Genomic DNA, 22,044 nt, shown 5'->3' with positions numbered 1-22,044 from the left:
CCCCGGCCGCGCGCATGGGTCGAACCTACTGCGTACGGCGGACCGTACGCAGTGTCTACCCAGACCCTCCATCAGTCGCACTCATGCGTAGAAGTGGTGAGATCGCGGGCCCACGGGACCCCTCCCGGCGAGGGCGCCTACGGTACGCCTCGGTAACGACCGAACACCCCCGACAGGAGACCTCCATGCCCAGAACGCGGACTCTTGTGCTGGCCGGCATCACCGCGGCCGTCTCGACCGCCACGTTCACGCTGTCCGCCCACGCCGGCGCCACGACGCCGAACGCGCGGGCGGCCGACCGGTGCACGCACCCCGCCGAGGCCCTCGACCTGACGAACTGGAAGCTCACCCTGCCCACCGGCGAGGACGAGGACCCCACCGAGGTCACCCAGCCCGAGCTCGCGACCTTCTCCGCCGATCCCTGGTTCCGCGTGGAGACCGACTGCGCCGCCGTCAGATTCCGGGCCGCCGTCAACGGCGTGACCACCGGGGGCTCCAGCTACCCGCGCGCCGAACTGCGGGAGATGACCGACGGCGGCGAGGACGAGGCCGAATGGTCCACCACGGACGGCACCCACACCCTCGTGGTCAGGGAGGCGTTCATGGCACTGCCCGAGGAACGGCCGTATGTGGTCGGCGCACAGGTCCACGGCGGGGACGACGACGTCACCGTCTTCCGCCTCGAAGGCAGCAAGCTCTACATCACCGAGGGCGACGACCGCCACCACCACCTCGTCACCGACGACTACGAGCTGGGCACCGAGTTCGAGGCCAAGTTCGTGGCCAAGGACGGGGAGATCGACGCGTACTACAACGGCCGGCTCCAGACCACGATCTCCCACGACGGCGACACCAACTACTTCAAGGCAGGCGCCTACACGCAGGCCAACTGCGGCAACTCCGAGCCGTGCGCCGACGACAACTACGGCGAGGTCCGCATCTCCCGCATCAAGGTCACCCACTCCTGACGGAGGGACGGAGGGAGGCCAAGTCGCCATAAGCAGGCTCCGGTTGGGAGAGGATGGCACCGGCGGCGAGCCCAGAGATACGGGGGACACCGATGGAGGCTGCGGACGTCATTGAGGCGCTGGACGGGCTGCGGGGCCCCAGGGCGGTTGTGGCGGAAGGGCGGGTCTGCGTGCATGTGCCCGCCATCGATGACACTGTGCGCATCGACGCCTCCCAGGTGAGGCGGTGCAGGCGTATCTGGGCCCCGAACGGCGACCCCGCCGTGGAGTTCGTGATGGAGGACGACGGGGGAGTGTGGCCGCTGATCGTCACCCCCGACGACGTCGTCTTCCAGCCGGTGGACACCGCAGCCGTGCTGAACTCCCCCATCGGGTACCGGATCACCGACGCCCCGCACCTCGTGGCGTACACCGAGATGGAGCGGGCGGCCGAAGACGTGGCCCTGCTCTGCGAGCAGCCGGGTCCGACCGAGTTGGATGGCGCGGGAGCAACCCTGCTGCTCGTGCGCTGCTTCATCGTCGCGGCAACTCTGACCGGGCTGCGGCCGGTGCGCAGCGTGGCGTGGTGGCAGCGTGGCTGGACCGCCCTCGGCGGAGACGTTCCGCTGCCGCCGTTCCGAGCCGACCCGGTGTGGGACGAGCTGACGCACGAGGCGTCTCAACTCACGCTGACGGCCTCGGTCCGGGGAGCAACCGACGGGCCCGAGGCCGCCGCCGGCGCGACCATCACGGACTTCCGTCGACTGGAGCCGGAGCTCGCCGCTGTGGCGCTCGACGATGAGTTCGTATCGTGCTGGCGAACCTCGATAGGGATCACGCCGGCACGGTTCGTCGAGACACTGCTGAGCGGCCTGGACATGGCGAGGGCCCATGTGGCCCTGTACCCGGGTGGCGGTGGGAGCGTCGACGTCGTGCTCGGTGAGGGCGGCGCACAGGCGCTGCTGCAGTTGAGCTGGTCCGACAAGCGCGCACTGCACGTCGACGAGATCCGGATCGCGGACGCCTTGGCGCACTCCGGTCTGTTCCAGCGGATGATGTTCAACACCGAGCGTCTCGCGGCCATGCTGGGGTTCTCGCAGGTGACGATGCTGGCCACCGGGGTCGGTTCGTATGCCTTCGCGGGGATGGGCTACCCGAGGGATCGTGAGCTGTATCAGGCGATGCGTCGTCGTCCCTAGCGTCCCTCACGGCAGGAGCGTGCGGCGGAGCCTGGCCATGGCCTCGGGCCCGACCGCTGTCTCGGTCGCTTCGCGCAGCGTCGAGCAGCAGTCCTTCGCGCGCGCCAGGTCGGCCCGCGCGGCCGCGATCTCCCCGCGCACCTGATCCCGCGCGCTCTGAGTGGCGAGGCGAATGTCGCGCACTTCCCGCGCGCGGGTGTGCCGGATGCTGTCGGCGACGGCCGCCACGTACGCGGTGCGGTCCACGCCCAGACCGTCGGGACGAGCACTTGCCCGGCCGGCCTCGAGGAGGCGCGTCAGGTCGTCGACAGGCAGGAAGAACAGGGTGGTTGTGGAGAACTCACTCAGTGACACCTGCCGTCCCCACCGGGTGAGCAGACCGGACTTCTGGTCGGCCATCGGTGCCAGATCCAGGTAGAGCTGGGCGTCGATGGTGGCCATCAGGTCCTTGGAGTCATCCAGGAGGGACCGCAGATCGGCCACCTCGCGCGCTTGCCGGCCGAGCATCCCGGTGAACTCCGCCGACGTCTCCGGCGTTCCCTCGCCGTCGACCAACTTCTCGGCCAGTACGAGGAGTTGCTCCCCGCGAACGCACAGGTCCTGCAGCGCCACGACCATGCGCACCAGGTGCCGGGCGACCTTCGCATCCCGGCTGATCTGTCTGCCGTCGAGCAACCTCCCCCAGTGCGAGGACAGGATCTCCGCCAGTGTCGAAATCAACCCGAACATTCCGCCCCTTCCCCTGTGGCAGCCGAGTTTAGTGAGCGGTGCCGCACTGATGCGGGGAGCTCTGAACGCGGCGGGCCGGCACCCGCCGTTCGGCCTTCTCAGCCGGCGTCCAGATCGGAGGGCAACGGCTGCTCGAACCACACCACCTTGCCGGTGCTCACCCTCGTGACGCCCCAGTGCCGCGCCAGCTGATCGACCAGGAACAGGCCGCGGCCACCCTCGTCGCTGAGGCGGGCGTGGCGCATCCTCGGGACGATCGGGGAGTCGTCCTCCACCTCGCAGCGCAGGACGTCCGTGCGCAGGAGACGCAGGACGATCGGTCGGGAGGCGAAGCGTACGGCGTTGGCGACCACCTCGCTGACCAGGAGCTCGGTGGACTCCACCAGGGCGTCGAGGCCCCAGTCGTGCAGGGTCCTGCGGGTCAGCCGGCGGGCCTGGCGGGCGGTCTGCGGACGCGGGGCCAGGTACCAGTACGCGACGGTCTCCGGCAGGAGGCCCTTGAAGCGGGCGGCGAGCAGCGCGACGTCGTCGTCCCGGTCGCCCGCCCCCAGCGTGCCGAGCGCCTGGTCGCAGAGCACCTCCAGCCCCGGGGGCGTGGACAGCGAGGCGGCTTCCCGCAGCCGTGTGCGCAGTCGCTCCACTCCGGTCAGCAGGTCAGAGTCGCGGGACTCGACCAGGCCGTCGGTGTACAGCAGCAGCGTCGCACCGGCCGGTGCGTGCATCTCGGTGGACTCGAAACCACCGCCGCCGACCCCGATCGGCGCTCCGGGCGGGACCTGCACGACCTCCGTGCCGCCGTCGGGGTGCAGGAGCACCGGCGGCAGATGGCCGGCGTTGGACACCAGCAACCGGTGCTGCACGGGGTCGTACATGGCGTACAGGCAGGTCGCCGTGTGCTCGCTGCCCAGACGCTCCGCCTGTTCGTCGAGGTGGTGCAGGATCTCGTCCGGCGGCAGGTCGAGCCCGGCCAGGGTCTGCACGATGGTGCGCAGCTGGCCCATGATCGCCGCCGAGGTCATGGAGTGGCCCATCACATCGCCGATGACCAGCGCGACTCGGTTGCCGGGGAGCGGGATCGCGTCGTACCAGTCGCCGCCGACCTGCGCGGTCCGCGAGGCCGGCAGATAGCGGCTGGCCAGCTGGACCCCGGCCGGCGTGGGCAGCGACGGCGGGAGCATCGTGCGCTGCAGCGCGTCGGCGACGGATGCCTCGCGCGCGTACAGCACCGCCTTGTCGATGCCCAGCGCGGTGTGCGTGGCGAGCTGCGAGGCGACGAGCAGATCGTCCGCGGTGAAGTCCGGACGGCCGGGTTCGCGCAGCAGGACGACCGTGCCCATGACGTGGTTGCGGCCGTGCAGCGGGGCGAGGATCAGGCGTCGTCCGGGCGGTACCGCCGGGGGAGGGGTGTCGGTCGCCAGGAGCTCCGCCGCCGCGGACGCGGTGTCCGGGGTGTTCGCGAACACCGGGCGCCCGGCGCGCAGCAGCTCGGTGAGCGGGCCGGTGGCGGACGGGTGTACGACCTCCGCCGCCCGGACGGGGTCGGGGGCGGGCGCGCCGGGTCCGGAGCCCTGCGCGGCGGACCGGCGCAGGGGTGCGTGGTCCGTGATGTGCAGCCGCAGGACGCCGGTGGCGGCATCCGTCTCGTCACCGACGGGAAGCGGAGCGTACAGATGGACGAACGCCGTGTCGGCGAATGCGGGTACGGCCGCCCGGCACAGTTCGCGCAGCGTCTCGTCGAGGTTCATCCCGCGCGCGATCTGCCGGGTCGCCGCGTCGAGGTACCGGAGTCGGTCGGTCCGCGACTCGGCGGCGTCCGGCCGGTCGCTCCCCGGGCGTCCGGCAGACCCCGAAGCGGACAGACGCTTCACGGCATGCGAGGGAGCGGCCGGCCCCCGCACCCCGGCCGCCTGCCCGCCGGCGCCTCCATCGGCGCCGAGGTCCTTCGTCACCCGTCTCCTTCCCGTGTCGTCAGGCGCGCCGCCTGCAGCGCAGGAAGATCTGCACCTCGGGCGGGACATCCACGCTGGCCGGGGCGTACGTGTACGACAACTCCTCGACGATCTCGAAGTCCGCCGCCTCGACGACCTCGCGCAGTTCGTCCCTCAGATAGCCGGAGACCCGGATGGTGCTTCCGATGAACGGGATCGAGAAGTCGTCCACGTCGGCCTCCACCATCGACAGCGCGAACAGGCCGCCCGGGGGCAGCAGGTGGTGGATGGTTCGCAGGGCGAGGGGTATCTCCGCGCGCGGCAGCATGAGCAGTGAGAAGAAGGCCGCCACCGCGTCGAAGCGGCCGAGGTCCCGCGGCCCGCCGGGTCGCAGATCCGCGATGTCCGCTTGGTGGAACTCCCCGGTGGGCACGTTCTCGCGGGCGAGCGTGACCATGCCGTCCGAAAGATCGACACCGACCACCCGCAATCCCGCCTCCGCCAACTGGAGCGCGGTCGGGGCCCCGGTGCCGCACCCCAGGTCCAGCACACGGGCCCCGGCCGGCAGCGACCGGATCAGCCACTCGGCGGACGTGACCTGCCCTTCCTTGTGCGGGAAGGCCTGGTCATAGCGGTCGCCGATGGCGTCGAAGGCCTCGGCCTGGCCGGTGCGGTCGAGCGGCATGCCCTCGTAGCCGAGCCTGTCGCCGGGAGTGCTCACGAGGAATCTCCTTTGAACCTTATGCGTGATTTTTTCACAGTTATACAGACTCGGGGAGTCGCCTGGGCGGGTGGTCGGGCGTCGCCGGAATGCGGCCACGGTACGGGGTGCGTCGACTGCCTGGTCCCCGGTTCGCGCTCACGAGCGGCGTGTTGCGAGATGTGAGTTACGTGCCGTGATGCGCAACATCGGCCAAGGGTGTGCCGCCACCGTCGGGTGAACGCCACCGGTCGGCGATGCTGCCGGTGCGGATCTGAGGGAGCCTCACCGTCGTTGTGCGTCCGGACGACCGCCCGCACTCCAGTGGGTCGTAGTCCGTCCGGAGTTCCGGATTGCTGCGTATGACGTCATCGGAATGCGCGCTCTGCGAGCGCGGCGGATGCTGGTGCTCCGCGGGACGACGGGACGACGGGCTAAGGAGAGATCCATGCAGTGCGTGCGGTTCAATTCTTCCGGCAGCGAGGCGGCGAAGGTTTCCTATACGGCTCGCCGCCTTGTCGAGCTGGGCTACGGAAGCCCCGGAACACTAGGGCTGAGAATGGGGGATGAGCCTCCACGGGCGGGCGACCTGGTGCTGTGCCGGGTCACCGAGATCGGCCAGCACAGATTCCTCGGGCAGGTGGACGGAAAGCGCAATCGGCTGTTCGTCGGCGACACGATCGTGGTGGCCTACGGCGCACGTTACGCCCCGGACCAGTTCGAGGCGGAGGTCCCCGGGGACCTCGGACCCTGTGACCTGGTCGCCGGAGGCGGCATAGCGGGACGGGTCGTGTCGTCCCACGCCAGGATGAAATCCCCCACCCAGGTGGAGCCGTTGGGCCTGGTGACCGACGAGCGGGGCGAAGTCATCAACCTCGCCCGCCTGGCCCGGCCCGTGGTGCCGGCCCTCGCTCCCCGTCCGCGCACCATCGCCGTACTCGGTACATCGATGAACGCGGGCAAGACGACCGTGGCCGCCGCCCTCATCCGCGGCCTCGGCCTGGCCGGCCACCGGGTCGGCGCGGCCAAGGTGACCGGCACCGGTGCCCCCGGCGATCCGACGCTCATGTCCGACGCCGGCGCCTCGCGGGTCATCGACTTCACCGACCTGGGCTTGCCCTCCACCTACCAGCAGCCGATGCCACAGGTGATCCGCATTCTGCGCGGCGCGATCACGGATCTGACGAGCCACCAGGCGGATGCCATCGTGCTGGAGGTCGCGGACGGGCTCCTGCAGCGTGAGACGGCCGCACTGATCCGGACGCCGGAATTCCGCGCCAGCGTGGACAGCATCGTGTTCGCAGCCGGTGAATCGGTCAGCGCGGTGGCGGGAGTACGGCTGCTGCGTGAGGAGGGACTTCCGGTCGTGGCGCTGAGCGGGGTGCTGACCTCCTCTCCGCTGGCCATGGCCGAAGCGGTGGCCGAGGTGTGCATCCCGGTATACAAAGCGGCCGCCATGTCCGACCCGTCCGTCGCCTGCCAACTGCTGGCGGGCACCGTCACAGGCGGCGTCGCCGTGGCGGAGGGCAGCGGGCTGGCGGAGGACGGCAGCCAACTGAGCGACCACGGCGGGCTGCCGCAGGAGCGCAGTCGGCTGACGGACTACAGCGGTCCCCTTACGGATTACAGCGGTCCTCTCACGGCCGAAACCGTGGCGTGACCGTGGCGGGACGGCGGCGGGTCAGGATGCCGCACACCCTCGGCGGTGTGCGGCGCCGACTGATGCTGCTGTTGGTTCTCGCCGGTTTCGGGCAGGCGGTCTGTGTGGTCGGATTCGCCCTCCTCGTGCATGGCGCGGCCTACCGCGTCACCCACGGCGGGGAGATCGAGTCCGGCCACGACCGCAGCGCCCTCTACACGCACATCGCCGGCTACGAGCCCACCGCACTGGCCGTCGGACTCGTCACGACCGCCTGTGCGACCGTGCTGCTCAAGGCGGTGGGTGAACCGCTCGCGGAACGGCTGGCCCAGAGTTATGTGCACAGCATCAGAATGCGTCTCTTCGACCATGTCGCCGGAAGCGAGGCGGGGGGACCGTACCGGCGCACGGTCGGCGTGACCGTGCTCCGCTTCACCGGTGACGCGTCCGCCCTCCGGCTGTGGATCAGCAGGGGTGTGGCACCGATTCTGGTGGACGGGGTGTTCGTGGCGTGCACGCTCGTCGTACTGGCCGTCATCGCGCCGGGCATCGGCGCGCTGTCGGCGGCGCTGGTCCTGCTCGCCGCGGCCGCCGTCGCGCTGTTCGGGCGGCGGCTGCGCGAACGCGTCCGCGAGACCAGACGGTACAACGGCAGGCTCGCCGCCTTCGTCAACGAACGGGTCACCCACACCGCCGTCATACAGTCCCTCGGACGGGTCGGACAGGAGCGCCGCGTCATGCGGCGGCACAGCCGTGAGTACGGTCGCGCCATGGTGCGCCAGGCCCGGCTCACCGGAGCGATGTCGGCGACGGCCGAGGCGTGTGGCATCGGGGTCCTGCTGATCGTGGTCACCATGGGCCTGATGGCCGGCATCACCTGGGAGGCCCTCGCCTCGCTGCTGACGGTGGCGAACTTCCTCGGCCGGCCCCTTTCCTCGCTGGTCCGCGTGCAGGAGTACTGGCAGCGGTCGCGCGTCGCGCGGCGGCGCATCGCCGAGGTCCTCGCGGCCCCGGCGCCGCTGCGCAGCACACGGGGAGCCGAGCCGCTGGCGAACGGGCCCGGGCATCTCGAACTCAAGGGGGTCCGTGTGGACGGTGTCCTGGAGGTGTCGGCCGTCGCCCTGCCCGGGCAGCGGATCGTGCTGCAGGGCCCCCCGGGCTCGGGAAAGTCGTTGCTGCTTCGCCTGATCGCGCGGCTGCAGGACCCGGACGCCGGCGCGGTTCTGCTCGACGGCCAGGACCTCGCCCGGCACGACCCCGAATCGGTACGGCGGATGATCAGGCTGACCAGCCCCGAACTGCCGTTGCTCCGCGGCAGCGTCGGCAAGAACCTGAAGGACGGCGAACCACCGGACGTGGACCGGGGGGCGGACAAGGAACACGTCAAGGCCCTGGCCGAGCTGCTGCCCAACGGTCTGCGCACCTGGGTGGGCGAGGGCGGGCACGGCCTCTCCATGGCCGCGCGCTACCAGGTGGCGATGGTACGGGCGCTGCGCAGCGGCCCCCGGGTGCTGCTGCTGGACGAGGCCAGGTCGGAAGGAGCGCCCGGTTCCGACCTGATGGAACGTCTCCTCGACCGGTATGAGGGCACGGTCATCTACGTCACCGACGAACCCGGGCTCGCCGCGCGTGCGGACGTGCTCTGGTACCTCCACGACGGCAGGCTGATGGTGCGTGAGCCGGATCGGGCCGTCATGGAGCGGGAGATGGACTAGCACGGTGCTCCAAGTGACCGTGCCTGGTGCGTCTATCGGTTCTCCGGGTCAGCCGTCCGTGCGGACGAAGACGGCCTTGAGGTGTTTCTCGGGCAGGGCGTCGGGGAGTTGCTCCCAGTCGATGACGTGGGAGACGACCCGTCGGGGGTCGACCTCGCCGGAGCGGGCGAGTTCGATGGCGTCGGGGATGTGGCCCCGGACGTTGTCACGTGCGATGCGCAGGGTGACGCCGGTGAGGTACATGTCGAGCAGTGGCAGTTCGCCGGGACGGAAGTGGTTGCCGGCGGACTCGCAGATGCCTTCCGGGGCAAGGGACTTGACGGCCAGGGCGAGCTGCTCGACGCGGCCCGTGGCCTCGACGGCGATGTCGAAGCCGTGCCGCACGGGTTCCAGCGTCTCGGCGGTGACGGCCGGGCCAGGTCGGAGACGAGCCCGCCCCAGTTGCCGCCGATCGGCGCGCCGTACATCGCCATGTGCGGTACGGCCGTGCAGTGGGCGGTCAGCCCGGCGCGACAGTGGTCGCAGGTGCCGCAGTTGATGGACCACGGGACCACCACCAGATCGCCGGGCGCCACGGTCGTCACGGCGTCGCCGGTCTCCACGACCCGGGCCACGCACTCATGGCCCAGGGCGAACGGCGGGATGGATGATGCCATGGCACGCCAAGATCGCCGAGTCGACGTCGCAGGAGGTCGCGGCCCCGGGGGCGACGATCGCCTCCTGGTCCGACCGGAGCTTCGGGTCGGGCGCCTCACGCCATTCGACCGTGTGCCGGGCGACATAGGTCAGTTCACGCATCGGCCCGCTGCCCCTTCGCCAGGGCCACGAGGTCGGCGTAGCGGATGACCGATCCGGCCGCGCCCCAGGTGCCGTCGGCCTGCTCGTGCACCAGCACCCACACCCGCAGGGCTTCTTCCTCGGAGAGCCCGGCGGCGCCGAGCACGGTCTTGGTGGCCTCCTCGACCAGGCCGGACTTGCGCCGTTCGGACAGCGCGCCGTGCGGGACCGTCACCTCGACCAGGAAGCGGGGTGCGTCGTCCTCGCCGGTGGTCTGCGCTCCCTCGGGCAGCTCGACGAGATAGCTCCACGCCTGGGCGCGGAAGAACGCCGTGTCGGGTGCCCCCTCCCAACGCAGCAGTACGGCGGCCAGGTCCCGCTGGACGGTGCCGCGGCCCTCCTCGGTCAGCGAACCGGGCGGGACGGTGAGTCGGATCATCGGCATGACGAATCTCCCTTCGTGCTCTGCGCGCTGTCGCGTGCTCCACACGACTGTCTATGACAGTCGTTATAAGAGGCGGTCAGGCTAGACTATGACGATCGTTATAGCCAGAGGGGAGCATGGTCTTGGCGAAATCCAGCGCGCCGTCACGTGACCGCATCGTGGCGGGGGCGGCCGACCTGATCAGCAGGCGTGGCCTGAACGCCGCGAGCATCCGGGAGGTCGCCAAGCACGCGAAGGCGCCGCTCGGCTCGACGTACCACTACTTCCCCGAAGGCAAGCAGCAACTGGCCACCGAGGCGGTGCGGTACGCGGGCACGGCGGTCGCCGGGATCCTGCGCCAGGAGCTGCACGCCGGCCCGGTCGCCGGCCTGCGCGCCTTCCTGGGCCTGTGGCGCGGCATCGTCGTCGACAGCGACTTCCGCGCAGGCTGCCCCGTGCTGGCGGTCTCCGTCGAGGAGCCCCCGGCCGACGAGACCCCGCCGGCCCTCGTCGCCGCCACCAAGGCCTTCCAGGAATGGGAGCGGCTGCTCGTCGAGACGCTGCGCGCGCACGGGGCCGACGCCGAGCAGGCGCCCGGGCTGGCGGCGCTGATCGTGGCGTCGGTGGAGGGCGCGATCGCGATGAGCCGGGCCGAGCGCAGTATGCGGCCGCTTGACCAGGTCGCGGGGCAGCTCGAAGCGCTGATCGTGGGGGCGGTGGGCCGTCCGGACTGAGCGGGAGAGCCGTCGGGATGTCCGGGACCGGATACGGGCGTTGAGGGCCGCCGACCTGACCGACCTGGACGTTGACCGCTGAGCCCGCCCACCGGGCGGTGCGCGTGACGACCACCGGGCCGCCTGCCGAACAAACCCGAACCGCCCCTCAGCCGCCGCCCCGCAGGATCCGCCCCTCCGGCCGGCAGCGGCGCAGCTCTTCCGCGCTCTCGCCGGTGACGAGTTCCTGGGCAACCAGCCGTCCGACCGTGGGTGCCAGAGTGACGGCCGAGTGCAGGACGGCCAAGTACACCGACCCGTCCGGGACGAGGTGACCGACCAGCGGCCCGTCGGCCGGCATCGGTCGCGCGCTGACGCGGGTGTCCAGGACGCGGCAGCCGTCCGCCCCGTGGAAGGAGGCCTGCAGCCGCCGCAGCGCCCTGTCCGCCGAGGACGTCGGCGGGACGGTCATCAGCAACCGTCCCTCCCGCACTTCGCGCACCTCGAACTCCGGCCCGGCGACGATGGCGCGCACCAGCCCGGACGGCGCCGTGAGCCGCACCAGGCGAGCGGGGGACGCCTCGATCGGCAGCTCGAGGCCCAGCGGCGTGAGCAGCCCGCGGACCCCGGTGCCCGCAGCGAGCACCACCGTCGACGCCGGATGGAAGCCGGCGGACGAGGTCACCCCGAGCACCCTCCCGTCGACGGTCTTGAGAGCCACGCCCGCCGCACCGAGGACCATCCGCGCGCCCAGCCCACGAGCAGCTCGTACCAGCGCGCCCGTGACCGCCACCGCATCCAGCCCGCCGTCCGACGGCGTGTGCACGGCCCACTCGGGAGGCTCGCGCAGTCCGGGCTCCAGCGCCCTGATCCCGTCGGCGCCCACCCGGAACCGGCCCTCGCCGGGCTCGGCCCCCACCGGAGCGCCGTCCCACCTCAGCGACCCGCTCCAGCGCACCGCGACATCCGGCAGTTCGGCCTCCAGGCGCCGGTGGTCCGCCAGGACCGAACCTCGCAGATCCTCGGCGCCGCCGGGCCAGTGGCCGCCGCGGCCGCCGATCCACGCGAAGGAGCCGCCGGTCGCTCCGGTCGCCGGTGCCGGGGCCCGGTCGATCAGCGTCACCGGCGCTCCACGGCGCGCCAGGTGGTACGCCACGGACGCGCCGACGATGCCGGCGCCGACCACGACGACGGACATGCCCGAGCCCCTCCGCGGGTCAGATCACGCAGCCCACATGCGCCAGCGCCTGCTTGAGCAGCACCCCGTGCCCGCCCGGCATCTCGCTCTGCACCGCCGGGGACAGCGCCTCCTGCGGGCTGAACCAGACCAGGTCGAGGGCGTCCTGGCGGGGGCGGCAGTCGCCGGTCACCGGGACGACGTAGGCGAGCGAGACCGCGTGCTGGCGCGGGTCGTGGTACGCCGTGACGCCCTGCGTCGGGAAGTACTCCGCGACGGTGAACGGCTGCAGGGAGGTCGGGACACGGGGGAGCGCCACCGGGCCGAGGTCCTTCTCCAGGTGGCGCAGGAGGGCGTCGCGGACGCGCTCGTGGTGCAGCACGCGGCCGGAGACCAGGGTCCGGCTGACCGTTCCGTCCGGTCCGATGCGCAGCAGGAGGCCGATGCTCGTGACCTCGCCGCTGTCGTCGACGCGCACGGGCACGGCCTCGACGTACAGGATCGGCATGCGCGCGCGTGCCATCTCCAGTTCGTCGGGGGTCAGCCAGCCGGGCGTGGTTTCGGTCATGTCAGACATTGCTTGATCATACTTTCCGGGAATTGCGAACGCTCAGTCGCGGTGCTGACGGGAGTCGGGAGCGGGGTAGGGGGACGGGGAGGGTTGTGTGGCGGGGAGTCCGTAGAGGCGGCGGGCGTTGTCGCCGGCCGTCCACGCCGCGATCCGCAGCGCGTCCGGCAGGCTCAGTTCGTCGGCGTCCACCCGGTCCTGGAGCAGGTCGCCCAGGCCGCGGCGGAACGCCAGCGCGCCGAGCCGGTAGAACTCGGCCAGACCATACGCGTCCGAGCTGTACAGCAGCTTGCGGAACGGGGTGATCTCCAGGGCCTCGGCCAGGATCGCCCGGGACCGGGCGGGGCCGACGTGGTGCAGGGTGAGGCCCACGTCCAGGTACACCTGCTCGAACACCGCCGCGAGATAGGCGGCCTGGCGCTGGTACGGCCAGCAGTGCAGGAGCAGGACGGGGATCGTGCCCTTGGTGAGGTGCAGCCAGTCCGTCAGAAGGGTGGGGTCCACCCGGTGCAGGCGGATGTCGTCGTCGCCGAACCCGGTGTGCAACTGGAGGGGCAGCCCCAGGTCCACCGCGGTCCACAGCAGGTGCCGTACCAGGACCGGGTCGGCCAGCCGGCCGCCCTCCGCCAGCCAGAGCCGGGCCGCCGCGGCGACGAGCGCCTGGGTGGGGCGCGCCGGGTCCAGGTCGAAGCCCGTGCGGTAAGCGGCCACGGACTTCACGGCCACCACGCCCGGACGCCGTACGGCCTTCTCGACGGCCGTGCGGAAGGCGGCGGCCCATGCCTCCGGCTCCACCCCCTCGGCCGCCACCGCTTCGGCGACCGCTTCCAGCCGTACGACCTCGTACGCCGTCCCGTCGGCGGCCTCCGCCAGTTCCCCCGGTGCGGTGATGCGGTGCGGGGTGTATCCGGTGTCGACGCAGAACACCTCCGTCGCGGCGGCCGCCAGGAACCGGCGGTTCGCCTCGCGAGCGCCCAGCTCCGCGCGCCGGGCCAGGTACGCGTCGGCCGGGGCGTGGCGCGGCAGATCGAGCAGGGGTGCGCAGTGGCGGCGTACGGCCACGCCCGCCGGGGTGTCGAAGGGCGAGATGCCGGGCCACGGCTCGCCCTCGGTGAGCAGGGACTCGAAGCCGTCGCGGTCCAGGTCGGCGGTGACCACTCCGTGGCAGTGGTGGTCCACCAGCGGCAGCGCCGCGAGCGCCTCGTGGACCGGGCCGGTGGCGCTCATCTCAGTACTTCCAGCGGTAGGCCGCCGCCACCTGATCGTCGTCCAGCCCGGCGACGGCGTGGAGCTCGCCTTCCCGTACGGCGATCACGGCGTCGGCGAGGACCGTGCCCAGGGCCGACCGCAGCCGCTCGTCCGCGCGGAACTCCTCGACGGCCTCGCCGAGCGTGGCCGGCAGCCTCCGCACACCCCGGGCGGCCGCCTCCTCCGCGCCCAGATGCGCCGGATCGCCGGTGATCTCCTCGGGCAACCGCGCGCCCGGCGTCAGTCCGTCCAGCCCGGCGGCGATCAGGCAGCCGAGGGCGAGGTACGGGTTGGCGGCCAGGTCCACCGGCTTGATCTCCAGGTTGGCCGCCCGGTCGCGGTGGCCCGCCGTGCCGGTGACGACGCGCAGGCCCGCCTCCCGCGTCTCCCGGCCCCAAGCGGTGAACACCCCGGCCCACTGCGAGGGTCTGAGCCGCAGATAGCTGGCGGGGCTCGGCGCGGTCACCGCCGTGAGGGCGGGGAGACGGGTGAGGACGCCGGCCGCGAAGGACTCGGCCTCGGGCCGCAGACCGTGGCGGCGGGCACCGCCCGCGTGCAGGTTGACGCCGTCGCGCCAGGCCGAGAGGTGGACATGGCCGCCGTTGCCGACGCCCTGCCCGAGGACCGCCGGGGCGAAGGACACCGCGAGGCCGTGGCGCCGCGTGACCGCGCGGATCGTCTGCCGGACCAGCACGCTGCGGTCGGCCGCCGCCACCGGGTCCAGCGCGGCCACCGACAGCTCGAACTGCCCGGCCGCGTACTCGGGATGGAGCTGGTCGACCTCCACGCCCTGCCGCGCGAGTGCCGCCAGCAGATCGGCCGTGCAGTCGCTCAGCTCGACCTGACGGGTGGCGCCGTACGCCGGACCCGTGACCGCAGGCACGAACTCCCCGTCGACGCCGGGCGGTTGGGCGACGGCCCACTCGATCTCGATGCTCGCCCTGAACGAGATCCCGTACCGCTCGGCGGCCTCCTGGACCGTCCGGCGCAGGAAGGTGCGGCCGCACCCGGGATGCCGATCGCCCTCCTGGGTGATCCGGTCGACCGGTGCCCAGGCCCAGCCGGGCTGCCCGGCCAGCTCCACCAGATGGTCCAGGTCGGGGTAGAGGCGCAGATCGCCGTCCGGGGAGCCGAGGACGTCGGTGGTGACGATGGAGTCGTTCGCGAGGAACGTGTCGAACACCGGCGACATCCCGACGCCCCAGGCCGCCGCCGAGGCGAGCTTCGCCGTCGGGATCGTCTTCACCCGGCCGATGCCCGCCGTGTCGACGTAGGCCAGGACGATCCCGTGCACACCCCGCCCGGACAGCTCCCCGCTCAGCGCCGTGGCCCGCTCGACGTCGCCGGGCCGCCCTCCCGGTACGGGGTCGGCAAGGGTGGTCATACGGTCTCCTCGACGAGCTCGGCCGGTCCGTGCCGGGTCGTTCCGGTTCGTGCGGTCCTGCTGGGCGTCAGGGTTTCACGGCCACCGCGCCGTACTGCGGCACCGGAGCGGGAGAGTCGGGGGCGCGCCACTGCGAACACGACACCATGCCCGGCTCCAGCAGCTCCAGGCCGTCGAAGAAGGCGGCGATGTCGGCGCCGCTGCGTGCCGTGATCGGCGGCGTGGCGTTCTCGTTCCAGAACTTCATCGCCGGGATCTGGCCCTCGCCGCCGAGCTCGGAGTCGAAGGTCGGGTGCGTCAGCACCAGCACGCTGCCGGAGGGGACCGCGGCCAGGACACGCCGTACGATCTCGCGGGCCTTGTCGTAGTCCAGGACGAAGTTGAGGATGCCCAGCATCATCACCGCGACCGGCTCGGTGAAGTCCAGGGTCTGCCCGGCCCGTTCGACGATGGCGTCCGGATCGTGCACGTCGGCGTCGATGTAGGCGGTGACGCCCTCGCGGGTGCCGGTCAGCAGCGTGCGGGCGTGCACGAGCACGATGGGGTCGTTGTCGACGTACACGATCCGTGAGTCGGGCGCGACACGCTGGGCGATCTCGTGGGTGTTCTCCGCCGTGGGCAGCCCGGTGCCGATGTCCAGGAACTGCCGCACGCCCCGCTCCTCGGCCACGAACCGCACCGCGCGGCCGAGGAACTCGCGGTCCGCGCGGGCGATGTCCCGGATGATCGGGAACATCCCGGCGACATGCTCGCCGACCTGCTGGTCGACCTCGTAGTTGTCCTTGCCGCCGATCCAGTAGTTCCACACGCGCGCGTTGTGCGCCACACCGGTGTTCAGCTTCGCCGACCCGCCCGACGGGGTGTGGCCATCACTCACGACTCGTCCTCTCCTCGCACGCACGACCGAAACCGGCCATCGCCGTCATTGTGCCGCTCCGTTGATCACGTTGTCCCGGGAATCGGCAGAGGAATCGGCACAGCGGGTACGGCCGTTGGCGTGCGGCGGGGGAGAGCCGCGAGGGAGAGCTGGGGAGATCCGCGGGGCCGGGTTACTCGATCTCGCTCGGACTGGCGGCCGGCGACCTCCCGGCCAGCACGTCGTGCAGGCGCTGGGTGCCCAGCTTCACCGCCTGCTCGACGGAGTCGTGCTCGTCGCCGTCGAGACCGCCCGCCGTGACGGTGATCGCGTCGTTTCCGACGCGTACGGCGGCGACGTCCAGGGTGAGCGTGGCCTGCTCGCCGCCGGTCGTGCCCCGCACCGTCACACGCAGGCCCTCACGGGCGTCGCCCACGTCGGGCAGCGACGTCTCGATGACCTGCACCGTGCGCTCCTCGCCGTCCTCGGTCATCGTGAACTGGTCGCACTCCTCCGGCAGTTTCGCCATCCAGTCCAGAGAGTCCTGCGGGTCGCTCCGGTCGTAGGAGGCGACCTGGTACAGCAGACGCGAGTCGTCCTGCGTGAAGCCGCGCAGCGCGTTGGCGCCCGACGGCCTGCCCAGCAGGTCGTCGTCGTAGAGCGAGTCCATGAGCCGCTGGCAGTCGGCGGCGTCGGCCTTCGCGGTGAGGAAGTCCGAGACGTCGACCGTGCCGATGAGCAGGGAGTCGTGCCAGGTCTCCGCCTCCGTGTCCTTGACCTGCGTCCAGTCGTCCTCGATGTCCGCCTCGGTGATCAGCGCGGTCTGCGCGCCCGACTCGGTGAGGGTGGCCGTCGGCGAGGGGGTCGGCTGCTTCCTGGCGGCGGGGGACGCGGTGACGCCCGACTCCCGGGACCCGTCCTTGTCGCCGTCGCCCGAGCAGGCGGCCGTGGTCAGCAGCGCGCCCGCCGCCAGGGCCGAGGAGAGAACGCGGGCGAGCCGGGACGTACGACGGGTCATCGCGAGTGCCTCCTGAGAACGTGACGCGTGTCCTCAGCGCACCATCGCGGCCGACGGCCCACCAGCGGCGCCGGACCGTTCGAGTGAGCCCCACCCGGGCCCCGGCGCCTCAACCGCCGGGCTGCGCGTGCCCGTGCTGCCAGGCCCAGGCCGCGATCTCGACGCGGTTCCGGGCGGCCAGTTTGAGCTGGACGCTGGACAGGTGGGTCTTGACCGTCGACAGGGAGACGTACAGCTCGGCGGCGATCTCGGCGTTCGTACGGCCGAGGGCGACCAGCCGGACCACGTCGAGCTCGCGGTCGGTCAACGGCTCCGTGAGCGGGGCGGGCTTCGCCGGAGCGGCGGGGGCGGGGTCGGCCTGCGGGGCGGTGACGTGCTTGAGCAGGCGGACCGTGACCGACGGCGACACCAGCGAGTCCCCGGCCGCGGCGGCGCGGACCGCCTCCGCAAAGAGGGCGGGCCCCGAGTCCTTCAGCAGGAATCCGCAGGCGCCGCCGCGCAGCGCCCCGTACACGTACTCGTCGAGGTCGAACGTGGTCACCACGACCACCCGCATCGGGTCCGCCACATCGGGCCCCGCCAGCAGCCGGGTCGCCTCGAGGCCGTCCAGCTTCGGCATCCGGATGTCCAGCAGGCACACGTCCGGCCGCTCCCGCCGGGCCAGCGCCACCGCTTCCTCGCCGTCGGCGGCCTCGGCGACCACGGTGATGTCGGGCTGGGCGTTGAGGAAGAAGCGGAAGCCGGTGCGGACCGACGCCGGGCGGTTGGAGGTGTCGGTGGCGGACGACGGGCGGGGCGGTACCCAGCTTCCGGCGGCGGCGCACGGGGGTGGATTCGGCCTCGTCGGGCTGAAGGAGCGGGTGACCGCACTGGGCGGCGAAGTGCATGCCGGCCCGCGGGGCGCGGTCGGGTGGGAGGTGCGGGCGGTGTTTCCGGTGGGCAACGGCTGACGTCGACGATTTCCGGTACCGATACCGTTCGGGCTTCTCTCGCTGTTCAATGAGAGCGAACGCTGCCCGTCCTGAGGCCTGAGAGGAGCCGCCCGTGCCTCCCGTCGCCGTCCCGCCCGTCGGTGCGCGCATCCGGCAGGCGCGCCTCGAACGCGGGACGAGCCTGCGGGCGCTCGCCCGTGAGATCGGCGTCTCGGCGAGCCTCATCTCGCAGATCGAGAACGGCAAGAGCCAGCCGTCGGTCAGCACCCTCTACGCCATCACGACCGCTCTGGGCATCTCCGTAGAGTCGCTCTTCGACGCGGGCGAAACGGCAGCGGCGTCCCCGGCGACGACAGCGCCCGGCACCGTCCTGCACGCCTTGGCCGCCTTCACCGCCGACCCCGGCCGCCGCATCGGCCCCCTGGTCACACCGGACGAGCGGGAGGCGCTGGAGCTGGACTCGGGTGTCGTATGGGAGCGTCTCGGCCATGTTCCCGGCACCGACGTCGACTTCCTGCTGGTGACCTACCGACCCGGAGGCGCCTCCTCCAGCTCGGACGGTCTCATGCGTCACACAGGCACCGAGTACGGCTACCTGACCTCGGGCGAACTGATCCTCACCCTCGGATTCGACGAGTACACGCTGCGCCCCGGCGACGCCGTCTGCTTCGAGTCGACGACCCCGCACCGCTACCGCAATGATGGTGACGTACCGGCCGTGGGCGTCTGGTGCGTGTTCAGTGACACTTGACACACACGGCCCGTGGTCGTTCACTCCGAGGTGGGGGTGGTCGCCATGGCGATCCGCACATTCGGACCCAACGCCGTCGACTGGGAAGAGCGCGTCGACCTGGACCGGCTGCGCAGGCAGCGGCTGGCCCGCCTCAACGAGACTCTGAACCGCTCCGCGCTGGGCGCCGTGCTCAGCTTCGACTTCGCCAACATCCGCTACATGACCGCCACGCACATCGGCACCTGGGCGATGGACAAGCTGATCCGCTTCGCCCTGCTGGTGCGCGGCGCCGAACCGGTGGTCTGGGACTTCGGTTCCGCGGCCCGTCACCACCAGCTCTACAACCCGTGGCTGGACTACAGCGACGGCAAGGAAGGCAGCCCGCCCACCGGCGCCCGCGCCGGCATCTCCACGCTCCGCGGCGCCTTCCACCCGGACGCCGGCATCGCCGAGGACGTCGCCGCGAAGATCGCCACGGAGCTGCGCGCCCACGGACTGGCCGGCGAGCCGCTCGGCATCGACGTCGCCGAGATGCCGATCCTCACCGCCCTGCGCGCCGAGGGCATCGACGTCGTCGACGGCCAGCAGGTCTTCCTGGAGGCCCGCCGACTGAAGACCCCGGACGAGATCTCCCTGCTCACCCAGGCCTGCGCGATGGTCGACGCGGCGTACGAGGAGCTGTACGGCTACTTGCGCCCCGGTGTGCGCGAGAACGAGTGCGTCGGCGTGGTCAGCAAGGTGCTGTACGACCTCGGCAGCGAGTACGTCGAGGGCGTCAACGCGATCTCCGGTGAGCGCTGTTCACCCCACCCGCACGTCTACAGCGACCGTCTGATCCGTCCCGGCGACCCCGCCTTCTTCGACATCCTGCACAGCCACCTCGGCTACCGCACCTGCTACTACCGCACCTTCGCCGTCGGCAGCGCCTCCCGCGCCCAGCGTGACGCGTACGTCCGCTGCCGCGAGTACATGGACCAGGCCATCGCCCTCGTCCGCCCGGGAGCCACCACCGCCGACATCGTGCAGGTCTGGCCCCGCGCCGAGGAGTTCGGCTTCGCCGACGAGACGGCCGCGTTCGCGTTGCAGTACGGCCATGGCGTGGGCCTGTCCATCTGGGAGAAGCCGATCTTCAGCCGGCTGGTCTCCCTCGACCACCCCGAGGTCCTCGAAGAGGGCATGGTGTTCGCCCTGGAGACCTACTGGCCCGCCGCCGACGGCTGGTCCGCCGCCCGCATCGAGGAGGAAGTGGTCGTCACCGACGACGGCTGCGAGGTCATCACCAAGTTCCCCGCGGAGGAACTGCTCGTGGCGGGCCGCAAGTACTGGACGGTGGGCGGCGAGCTGAACACCCGGCGCGAGTCGCAGTCCCACCTGAACACCGGGACGCCCTGATGGAACCCGCCGAACTCCTCGCCGCCTACGAGCAGATGGCCGTCATCCGCCGTACGGAGAAGGCCGCCCACGACCTGTTCCTGCAGGGCCTCGTCAAGGGCACCACCCACCTGGCCGCGGGCCACGAGGCCATCGCCGTCGGCGCGAGCGCCGCCCTGCGCCCCGACGACTACGTGTTCGCCACCTACCGAGGTCACCACCACGCCATGGCGCGGGGCGCCACGCCGGAGGAGTGCCTGGCCGAACTCATGAGCCGGGCAACGGGTTTGTGCAAGGCCAAGGGCGGCTCCATGCACCTGACCAAGGCTTCGACCGGCATGCTCGGCTCCTACGCCATCGTCGGCGCCCACCTCCCGATGGCCGTCGGCGCCGCCTGGTCGGCTCGGCTGCGCGGCACCGACCGGATCGCCGTCGCCTTCTTCGGCGACGGGGCCACCAACATCGGCGCCTTCCACGAGGCGCTGAACCTGGCCGCCGTATGGAAACTGCCGGTGCTGTTCGTCTGCGAGAACAACCTCTACATGGAGTACACGCCGATCGCCGACGTCACGGCGGTGGCCCGGCCCGCCGCCGACCGGGCGCCCGCGTACGGCATCCCGGGCGAGGTCGTGGACGGCAACGACGTCGTCGCCGTACAGGAGACCGTGGCCCGGCTCGCGGCGCGGGCCCGGGCAGGAGACGGGCCCGCGTTGCTGGAGGCGCGGACCTACCGGCACTTCGGGCACAGCCGCGCCGATCCGGCGACCTATCGTCCGGCCGAGGAGGTCGAACGCTGGCTGAAGCACGACCCGTTGGACCTGGCGCGTGGACGGCTGATCGAGTCGGGGGTGCCCGAGGCCGTCGTCCACGAGGCCGACGAGCGTGCGACGACCGCCGTGCAGAAGGCGGTTGAGGCCGCGAAAGCCGCCCCGGCGCCCGATCCCGACGAGGCGCTGACCGACGTATGGGCCGACGGAGGTGCGGCGTGGCGGACGTGATCAGCTACCGGGAGGCGGTCGCCGAGGGCATCGCGCGGGAGATGCGGCGCGATCCGAACGTGGTGTGCCTGGGCGAGGACATCGGCGAGGCGGGCGGGGTCTTCAAGACGACCGCGGGGCTGCTGAAGGAGTTCGGGCCCGAGCGGGTGTGGGACACACCCATCTCCGAACAGGCCATCGTGGGAGCCGCCATGGGCGCCGCGATGACCGGGATGCGGCCCGTCGCCGAGATCATGTTCTCCGACTTCCTGGCCTGTTGCTGGGACTACCTCGCCAACGAGATCCCGAAGGTGCGCTACATGACGGGCGGTCAGGTCACCGTCCCGCTCGTGGTGCGCACCGCCAACGGCGGCGGCCTCGGCTTCGGCGCCCAGCACTCCCAGGCCACCGAGAACTGGGCGTTCACGGTTCCCGGGCTGAAGATCGCCGCACCGGCGACCCCCGCCGACGTCATCGGGATGATGGCGGCGGCGATCCGCAGCGACGACCCGGTCGTCTTCTTCGAGCACAAGGGACTCCTCGCCGCCAAGGGCGCGCCTGTGCCGCCGGACCACGTCGTCGAGCTGGGCCGCGCCGCCGTCGTCCGCGAGGGCGTGGACGTCACTCTTGTCGCGCTCGCCTCGATGGTGCCGGTGGCGCTGAAGGCCGCCGAGCTGCTGTCCGGCGAGGGCGTGGAGGCCGAGGTCGTCGACCTGCGCTGTCTGGTGCCGCTCGACGTCAGCACCGTGCTGGCCTCGCTGGGACGGACCTCGCGGCTCGTCACCGTCGAGGAGAACCCGTACCAGGGCGGCTGGGGCGCGACCCTCGTCTCGGTCGTCGCCGACGAGGGGTTCGGCCTGCTGGACGCGCCGGTCCGGAGGGTGGCGGGGGAGTGCGTCCCGCTGCCGTTCGCCGACGCGCTGGAGGAGCGGGTGATCCCCACTGTCGAGAAGGTCGTGGCGGCCGTACGCGGCCTCGCCGCCTACTGAACACCCCAGAGGAGGAAGGG

At 71.7% G+C, this 22,044-nt stretch carries 20 protein-coding genes and 1 pseudogene; 9 read left to right on the top strand and 12 right to left on the bottom strand.

From position 1 onward, the window contains the following. The first annotated feature begins 185 nt into the window (after positions 1-185). Positions 186-968: a polysaccharide lyase family 7 protein gene (locus IF78_RS0111915; RefSeq protein WP_031481118.1), complete on the top strand. Its 783-nt coding sequence runs from the start codon at positions 186-188 to the stop codon at positions 966-968. Positions 969-1,060: 92 nt separating this feature from the next. Further along, a complete protein-coding gene (locus tag IF78_RS0111910) occupies positions 1,061-2,146 on the top strand; it encodes a hypothetical protein (protein WP_031481119.1) in 1,086 nt (361 codons plus the stop codon). Positions 2,147-2,152: 6 nt separating this feature from the next. On the opposite strand, the gene IF78_RS0111905 is transcribed toward IF78_RS0111910, so the two are convergent. From IF78_RS0111905 to IF78_RS0111895, 3 genes are all read right to left on the bottom strand, one after another. Next, complete coding sequence (locus IF78_RS0111905) at positions 2,153-2,875, bottom strand: hypothetical protein (protein ID WP_031481120.1); 723 nt, start codon at positions 2,873-2,875, stop codon at positions 2,153-2,155. Positions 2,876-2,973: 98 nt separating this feature from the next. Beyond that, positions 2,974-4,824: an ATP-binding SpoIIE family protein phosphatase gene (locus tag IF78_RS0111900; RefSeq protein ID WP_425314611.1), complete on the bottom strand. Its 1,851-nt coding sequence runs from the start codon at positions 4,822-4,824 to the stop codon at positions 2,974-2,976. Positions 4,825-4,843: 19 nt separating this feature from the next. Then, the gene (locus tag IF78_RS0111895; RefSeq protein ID WP_051827777.1) at positions 4,844-5,488 is read right to left on the bottom strand and encodes a class I SAM-dependent DNA methyltransferase; all 645 of its coding nucleotides are present in this window, start codon (positions 5,486-5,488) and stop codon (positions 4,844-4,846) included. 574 nt (positions 5,489-6,062) lie between these two features. On the opposite strand from IF78_RS0111895, the gene IF78_RS43560 reads away from it, so the two are divergent. Beyond that, the gene (locus tag IF78_RS43560) at positions 6,063-7,163 is read left to right on the top strand and encodes a P-loop NTPase family protein (protein ID WP_031498234.1); all 1,101 of its coding nucleotides are present in this window, start codon (positions 6,063-6,065) and stop codon (positions 7,161-7,163) included. A gap of 26 nt (positions 7,164-7,189) precedes the next feature. Continuing rightward, on the top strand, positions 7,190-8,857 hold the full coding sequence (locus tag IF78_RS0111885; RefSeq protein ID WP_158751339.1) for an ATP-binding cassette domain-containing protein: 1,668 nt from the start codon (positions 7,190-7,192) through the stop codon (positions 8,855-8,857). Positions 8,858-8,905: 48 nt separating this feature from the next. Here IF78_RS0111885 and IF78_RS43555 read toward each other — a convergent pair. Then, a pseudogene (locus IF78_RS43555) lies at positions 8,906-9,655 on the bottom strand (alcohol dehydrogenase catalytic domain-containing protein). Then, on the bottom strand, positions 9,648-10,079 hold the full coding sequence (locus tag IF78_RS0111875) for a tautomerase family protein (RefSeq protein ID WP_031481125.1): 432 nt from the start codon (positions 10,077-10,079) through the stop codon (positions 9,648-9,650). Before IF78_RS0111875 ends, IF78_RS43555 begins: the two are co-directional and overlap by 8 nt. A 122-nt stretch (positions 10,080-10,201) precedes the next feature. On the opposite strand from IF78_RS0111875, the gene IF78_RS0111870 reads away from it, so the two are divergent. Then, the gene (locus tag IF78_RS0111870; RefSeq protein ID WP_031498232.1) at positions 10,202-10,792 is read left to right on the top strand and encodes a TetR/AcrR family transcriptional regulator; all 591 of its coding nucleotides are present in this window, start codon (positions 10,202-10,204) and stop codon (positions 10,790-10,792) included. 148 nt (positions 10,793-10,940) lie between these two features. On the opposite strand, the gene IF78_RS0111865 is transcribed toward IF78_RS0111870, so the two are convergent. From IF78_RS0111865 to IF78_RS0111835, 7 genes are all read right to left on the bottom strand, one after another. Further along, positions 10,941-11,969 carry an NAD(P)/FAD-dependent oxidoreductase gene (locus tag IF78_RS0111865; protein WP_031481127.1) on the bottom strand — a complete coding sequence of 343 codons (1,029 nt, stop codon included), beginning with the start codon at positions 11,967-11,969 and terminating at the stop codon, positions 10,941-10,943. Between the two features lie 19 nt (positions 11,970-11,988). Further along, a complete protein-coding gene (locus tag IF78_RS0111860; RefSeq protein WP_031481128.1) occupies positions 11,989-12,516 on the bottom strand; it encodes an NUDIX hydrolase family protein in 528 nt (175 codons plus the stop codon). 42 nt (positions 12,517-12,558) lie between these two features. Beyond that, a complete protein-coding gene (locus tag IF78_RS0111855; protein WP_051827735.1) occupies positions 12,559-13,743 on the bottom strand; it encodes an amidohydrolase family protein in 1,185 nt (394 codons plus the stop codon). A 1-nt stretch (position 13,744) separates the two neighbouring features. Further along, entirely contained in the window at positions 13,745-15,148 is a 1,404-nt protein-coding gene (locus tag IF78_RS0111850) for a type I glutamate--ammonia ligase (RefSeq protein ID WP_031481130.1), read from the bottom strand. A 67-nt stretch (positions 15,149-15,215) separates the two neighbouring features. Beyond that, entirely contained in the window at positions 15,216-16,025 is an 810-nt protein-coding gene (locus tag IF78_RS0111845) for an SAM-dependent methyltransferase (RefSeq protein WP_031481131.1), read from the bottom strand. A 172-nt stretch (positions 16,026-16,197) separates the two neighbouring features. Beyond that, positions 16,198-17,022 (bottom strand): hypothetical protein, encoded by an 825-nt coding sequence (locus IF78_RS0111840; protein ID WP_031481132.1) that lies wholly within the window; start codon positions 17,020-17,022, stop codon positions 16,198-16,200. A gap of 109 nt (positions 17,023-17,131) precedes the next feature. Beyond that, the gene (locus IF78_RS0111835; protein ID WP_234439806.1) at positions 17,132-17,965 is read right to left on the bottom strand and encodes a response regulator transcription factor; all 834 of its coding nucleotides are present in this window, start codon (positions 17,963-17,965) and stop codon (positions 17,132-17,134) included. A gap of 101 nt (positions 17,966-18,066) precedes the next feature. Here IF78_RS0111835 and IF78_RS0111830 point away from each other — a divergent pair, with 101 nt between their 5' ends. The 4 genes from IF78_RS0111830 to IF78_RS0111815 are packed head-to-tail and all read left to right on the top strand — an operon-like array spanning position 18,067 to position 22,024. Beyond that, positions 18,067-18,705, top strand: a complete 639-nt coding sequence (locus tag IF78_RS0111830) for a helix-turn-helix domain-containing protein (protein ID WP_037640267.1) — start codon at positions 18,067-18,069, stop codon at positions 18,703-18,705. Positions 18,706-18,750: 45 nt separating this feature from the next. Continuing rightward, the gene (locus IF78_RS0111825; protein WP_031481135.1) at positions 18,751-20,079 is read left to right on the top strand and encodes a M24 family metallopeptidase; all 1,329 of its coding nucleotides are present in this window, start codon (positions 18,751-18,753) and stop codon (positions 20,077-20,079) included. After that, positions 20,079-21,056, top strand: coding sequence for a thiamine pyrophosphate-dependent dehydrogenase E1 component subunit alpha (locus IF78_RS0111820; protein WP_031481136.1), 978 nt, complete (start codon positions 20,079-20,081; stop codon positions 21,054-21,056). Before IF78_RS0111825 ends, IF78_RS0111820 begins: the two co-directional genes overlap by 1 nt. Continuing rightward, positions 21,044-22,024 (top strand): alpha-ketoacid dehydrogenase subunit beta, encoded by a 981-nt coding sequence (locus IF78_RS0111815; RefSeq protein ID WP_031481137.1) that lies wholly within the window; start codon positions 21,044-21,046, stop codon positions 22,022-22,024. The genes IF78_RS0111820 and IF78_RS0111815 overlap by 13 nt, the downstream gene beginning before the upstream one ends. Positions 22,025-22,044: the final 20 nt, after the last annotated feature.

It is taken from the genome of Streptomyces bicolor, assembly GCF_000719285.1.
Taxonomy (GTDB): Bacteria; Actinomycetota; Actinomycetes; order Streptomycetales; family Streptomycetaceae; genus Streptomyces; species Streptomyces bicolor.
This window is presented reverse-complemented; position numbering and strand designations above follow the sequence as displayed.

Excerpts from the sequence above, each read along its gene's own strand:
- IF78_RS0111855 (WP_051827735.1), bottom strand. The coding sequence starts at position 13,743 with ATGAGCGCCACCGGCCCGGTCCACGAGGCGCTCGCGGCGCTGCCGCTG.
- IF78_RS0111860 (WP_031481128.1), bottom strand. The coding sequence starts at position 12,516 with ATGACCGAAACCACGCCCGGCTGGCTGACCCCCGACGAACTGGAGATG.
- IF78_RS0111915 (WP_031481118.1), top strand. The coding sequence starts at position 186 with ATGCCCAGAACGCGGACTCTTGTGCTGGCCGGCATCACCGCGGCCGTC.
- IF78_RS0111850 (WP_031481130.1), bottom strand. The coding sequence starts at position 15,148 with ATGACCACCCTTGCCGACCCCGTACCGGGAGGGCGGCCCGGCGACGTC.
- IF78_RS0111895 (WP_051827777.1), bottom strand. The coding sequence starts at position 5,488 with ATGCCGCTCGACCGCACCGGCCAGGCCGAGGCCTTCGACGCCATCGGC.
- IF78_RS0111820 (WP_031481136.1), top strand. The coding sequence starts at position 20,079 with ATGGAACCCGCCGAACTCCTCGCCGCCTACGAGCAGATGGCCGTCATC.
- IF78_RS0111910 (WP_031481119.1), top strand. The coding sequence starts at position 1,061 with ATGGAGGCTGCGGACGTCATTGAGGCGCTGGACGGGCTGCGGGGCCCC.
- IF78_RS0111875 (WP_031481125.1), bottom strand. The coding sequence starts at position 10,079 with ATGCCGATGATCCGACTCACCGTCCCGCCCGGTTCGCTGACCGAGGAG.
- IF78_RS0111885 (WP_158751339.1), top strand. The coding sequence starts at position 7,190 with ATGCCGCACACCCTCGGCGGTGTGCGGCGCCGACTGATGCTGCTGTTG.
- IF78_RS0111865 (WP_031481127.1), bottom strand. The coding sequence starts at position 11,969 with ATGTCCGTCGTCGTGGTCGGCGCCGGCATCGTCGGCGCGTCCGTGGCG.
- IF78_RS0111840 (WP_031481132.1), bottom strand. The coding sequence starts at position 17,022 with ATGACCCGTCGTACGTCCCGGCTCGCCCGCGTTCTCTCCTCGGCCCTG.
- IF78_RS0111905 (WP_031481120.1), bottom strand. The coding sequence starts at position 2,875 with ATGTTCGGGTTGATTTCGACACTGGCGGAGATCCTGTCCTCGCACTGG.
- IF78_RS0111825 (WP_031481135.1), top strand. The coding sequence starts at position 18,751 with ATGGCGATCCGCACATTCGGACCCAACGCCGTCGACTGGGAAGAGCGC.
- IF78_RS43560 (WP_031498234.1), top strand. The coding sequence starts at position 6,063 with ATGGGGGATGAGCCTCCACGGGCGGGCGACCTGGTGCTGTGCCGGGTC.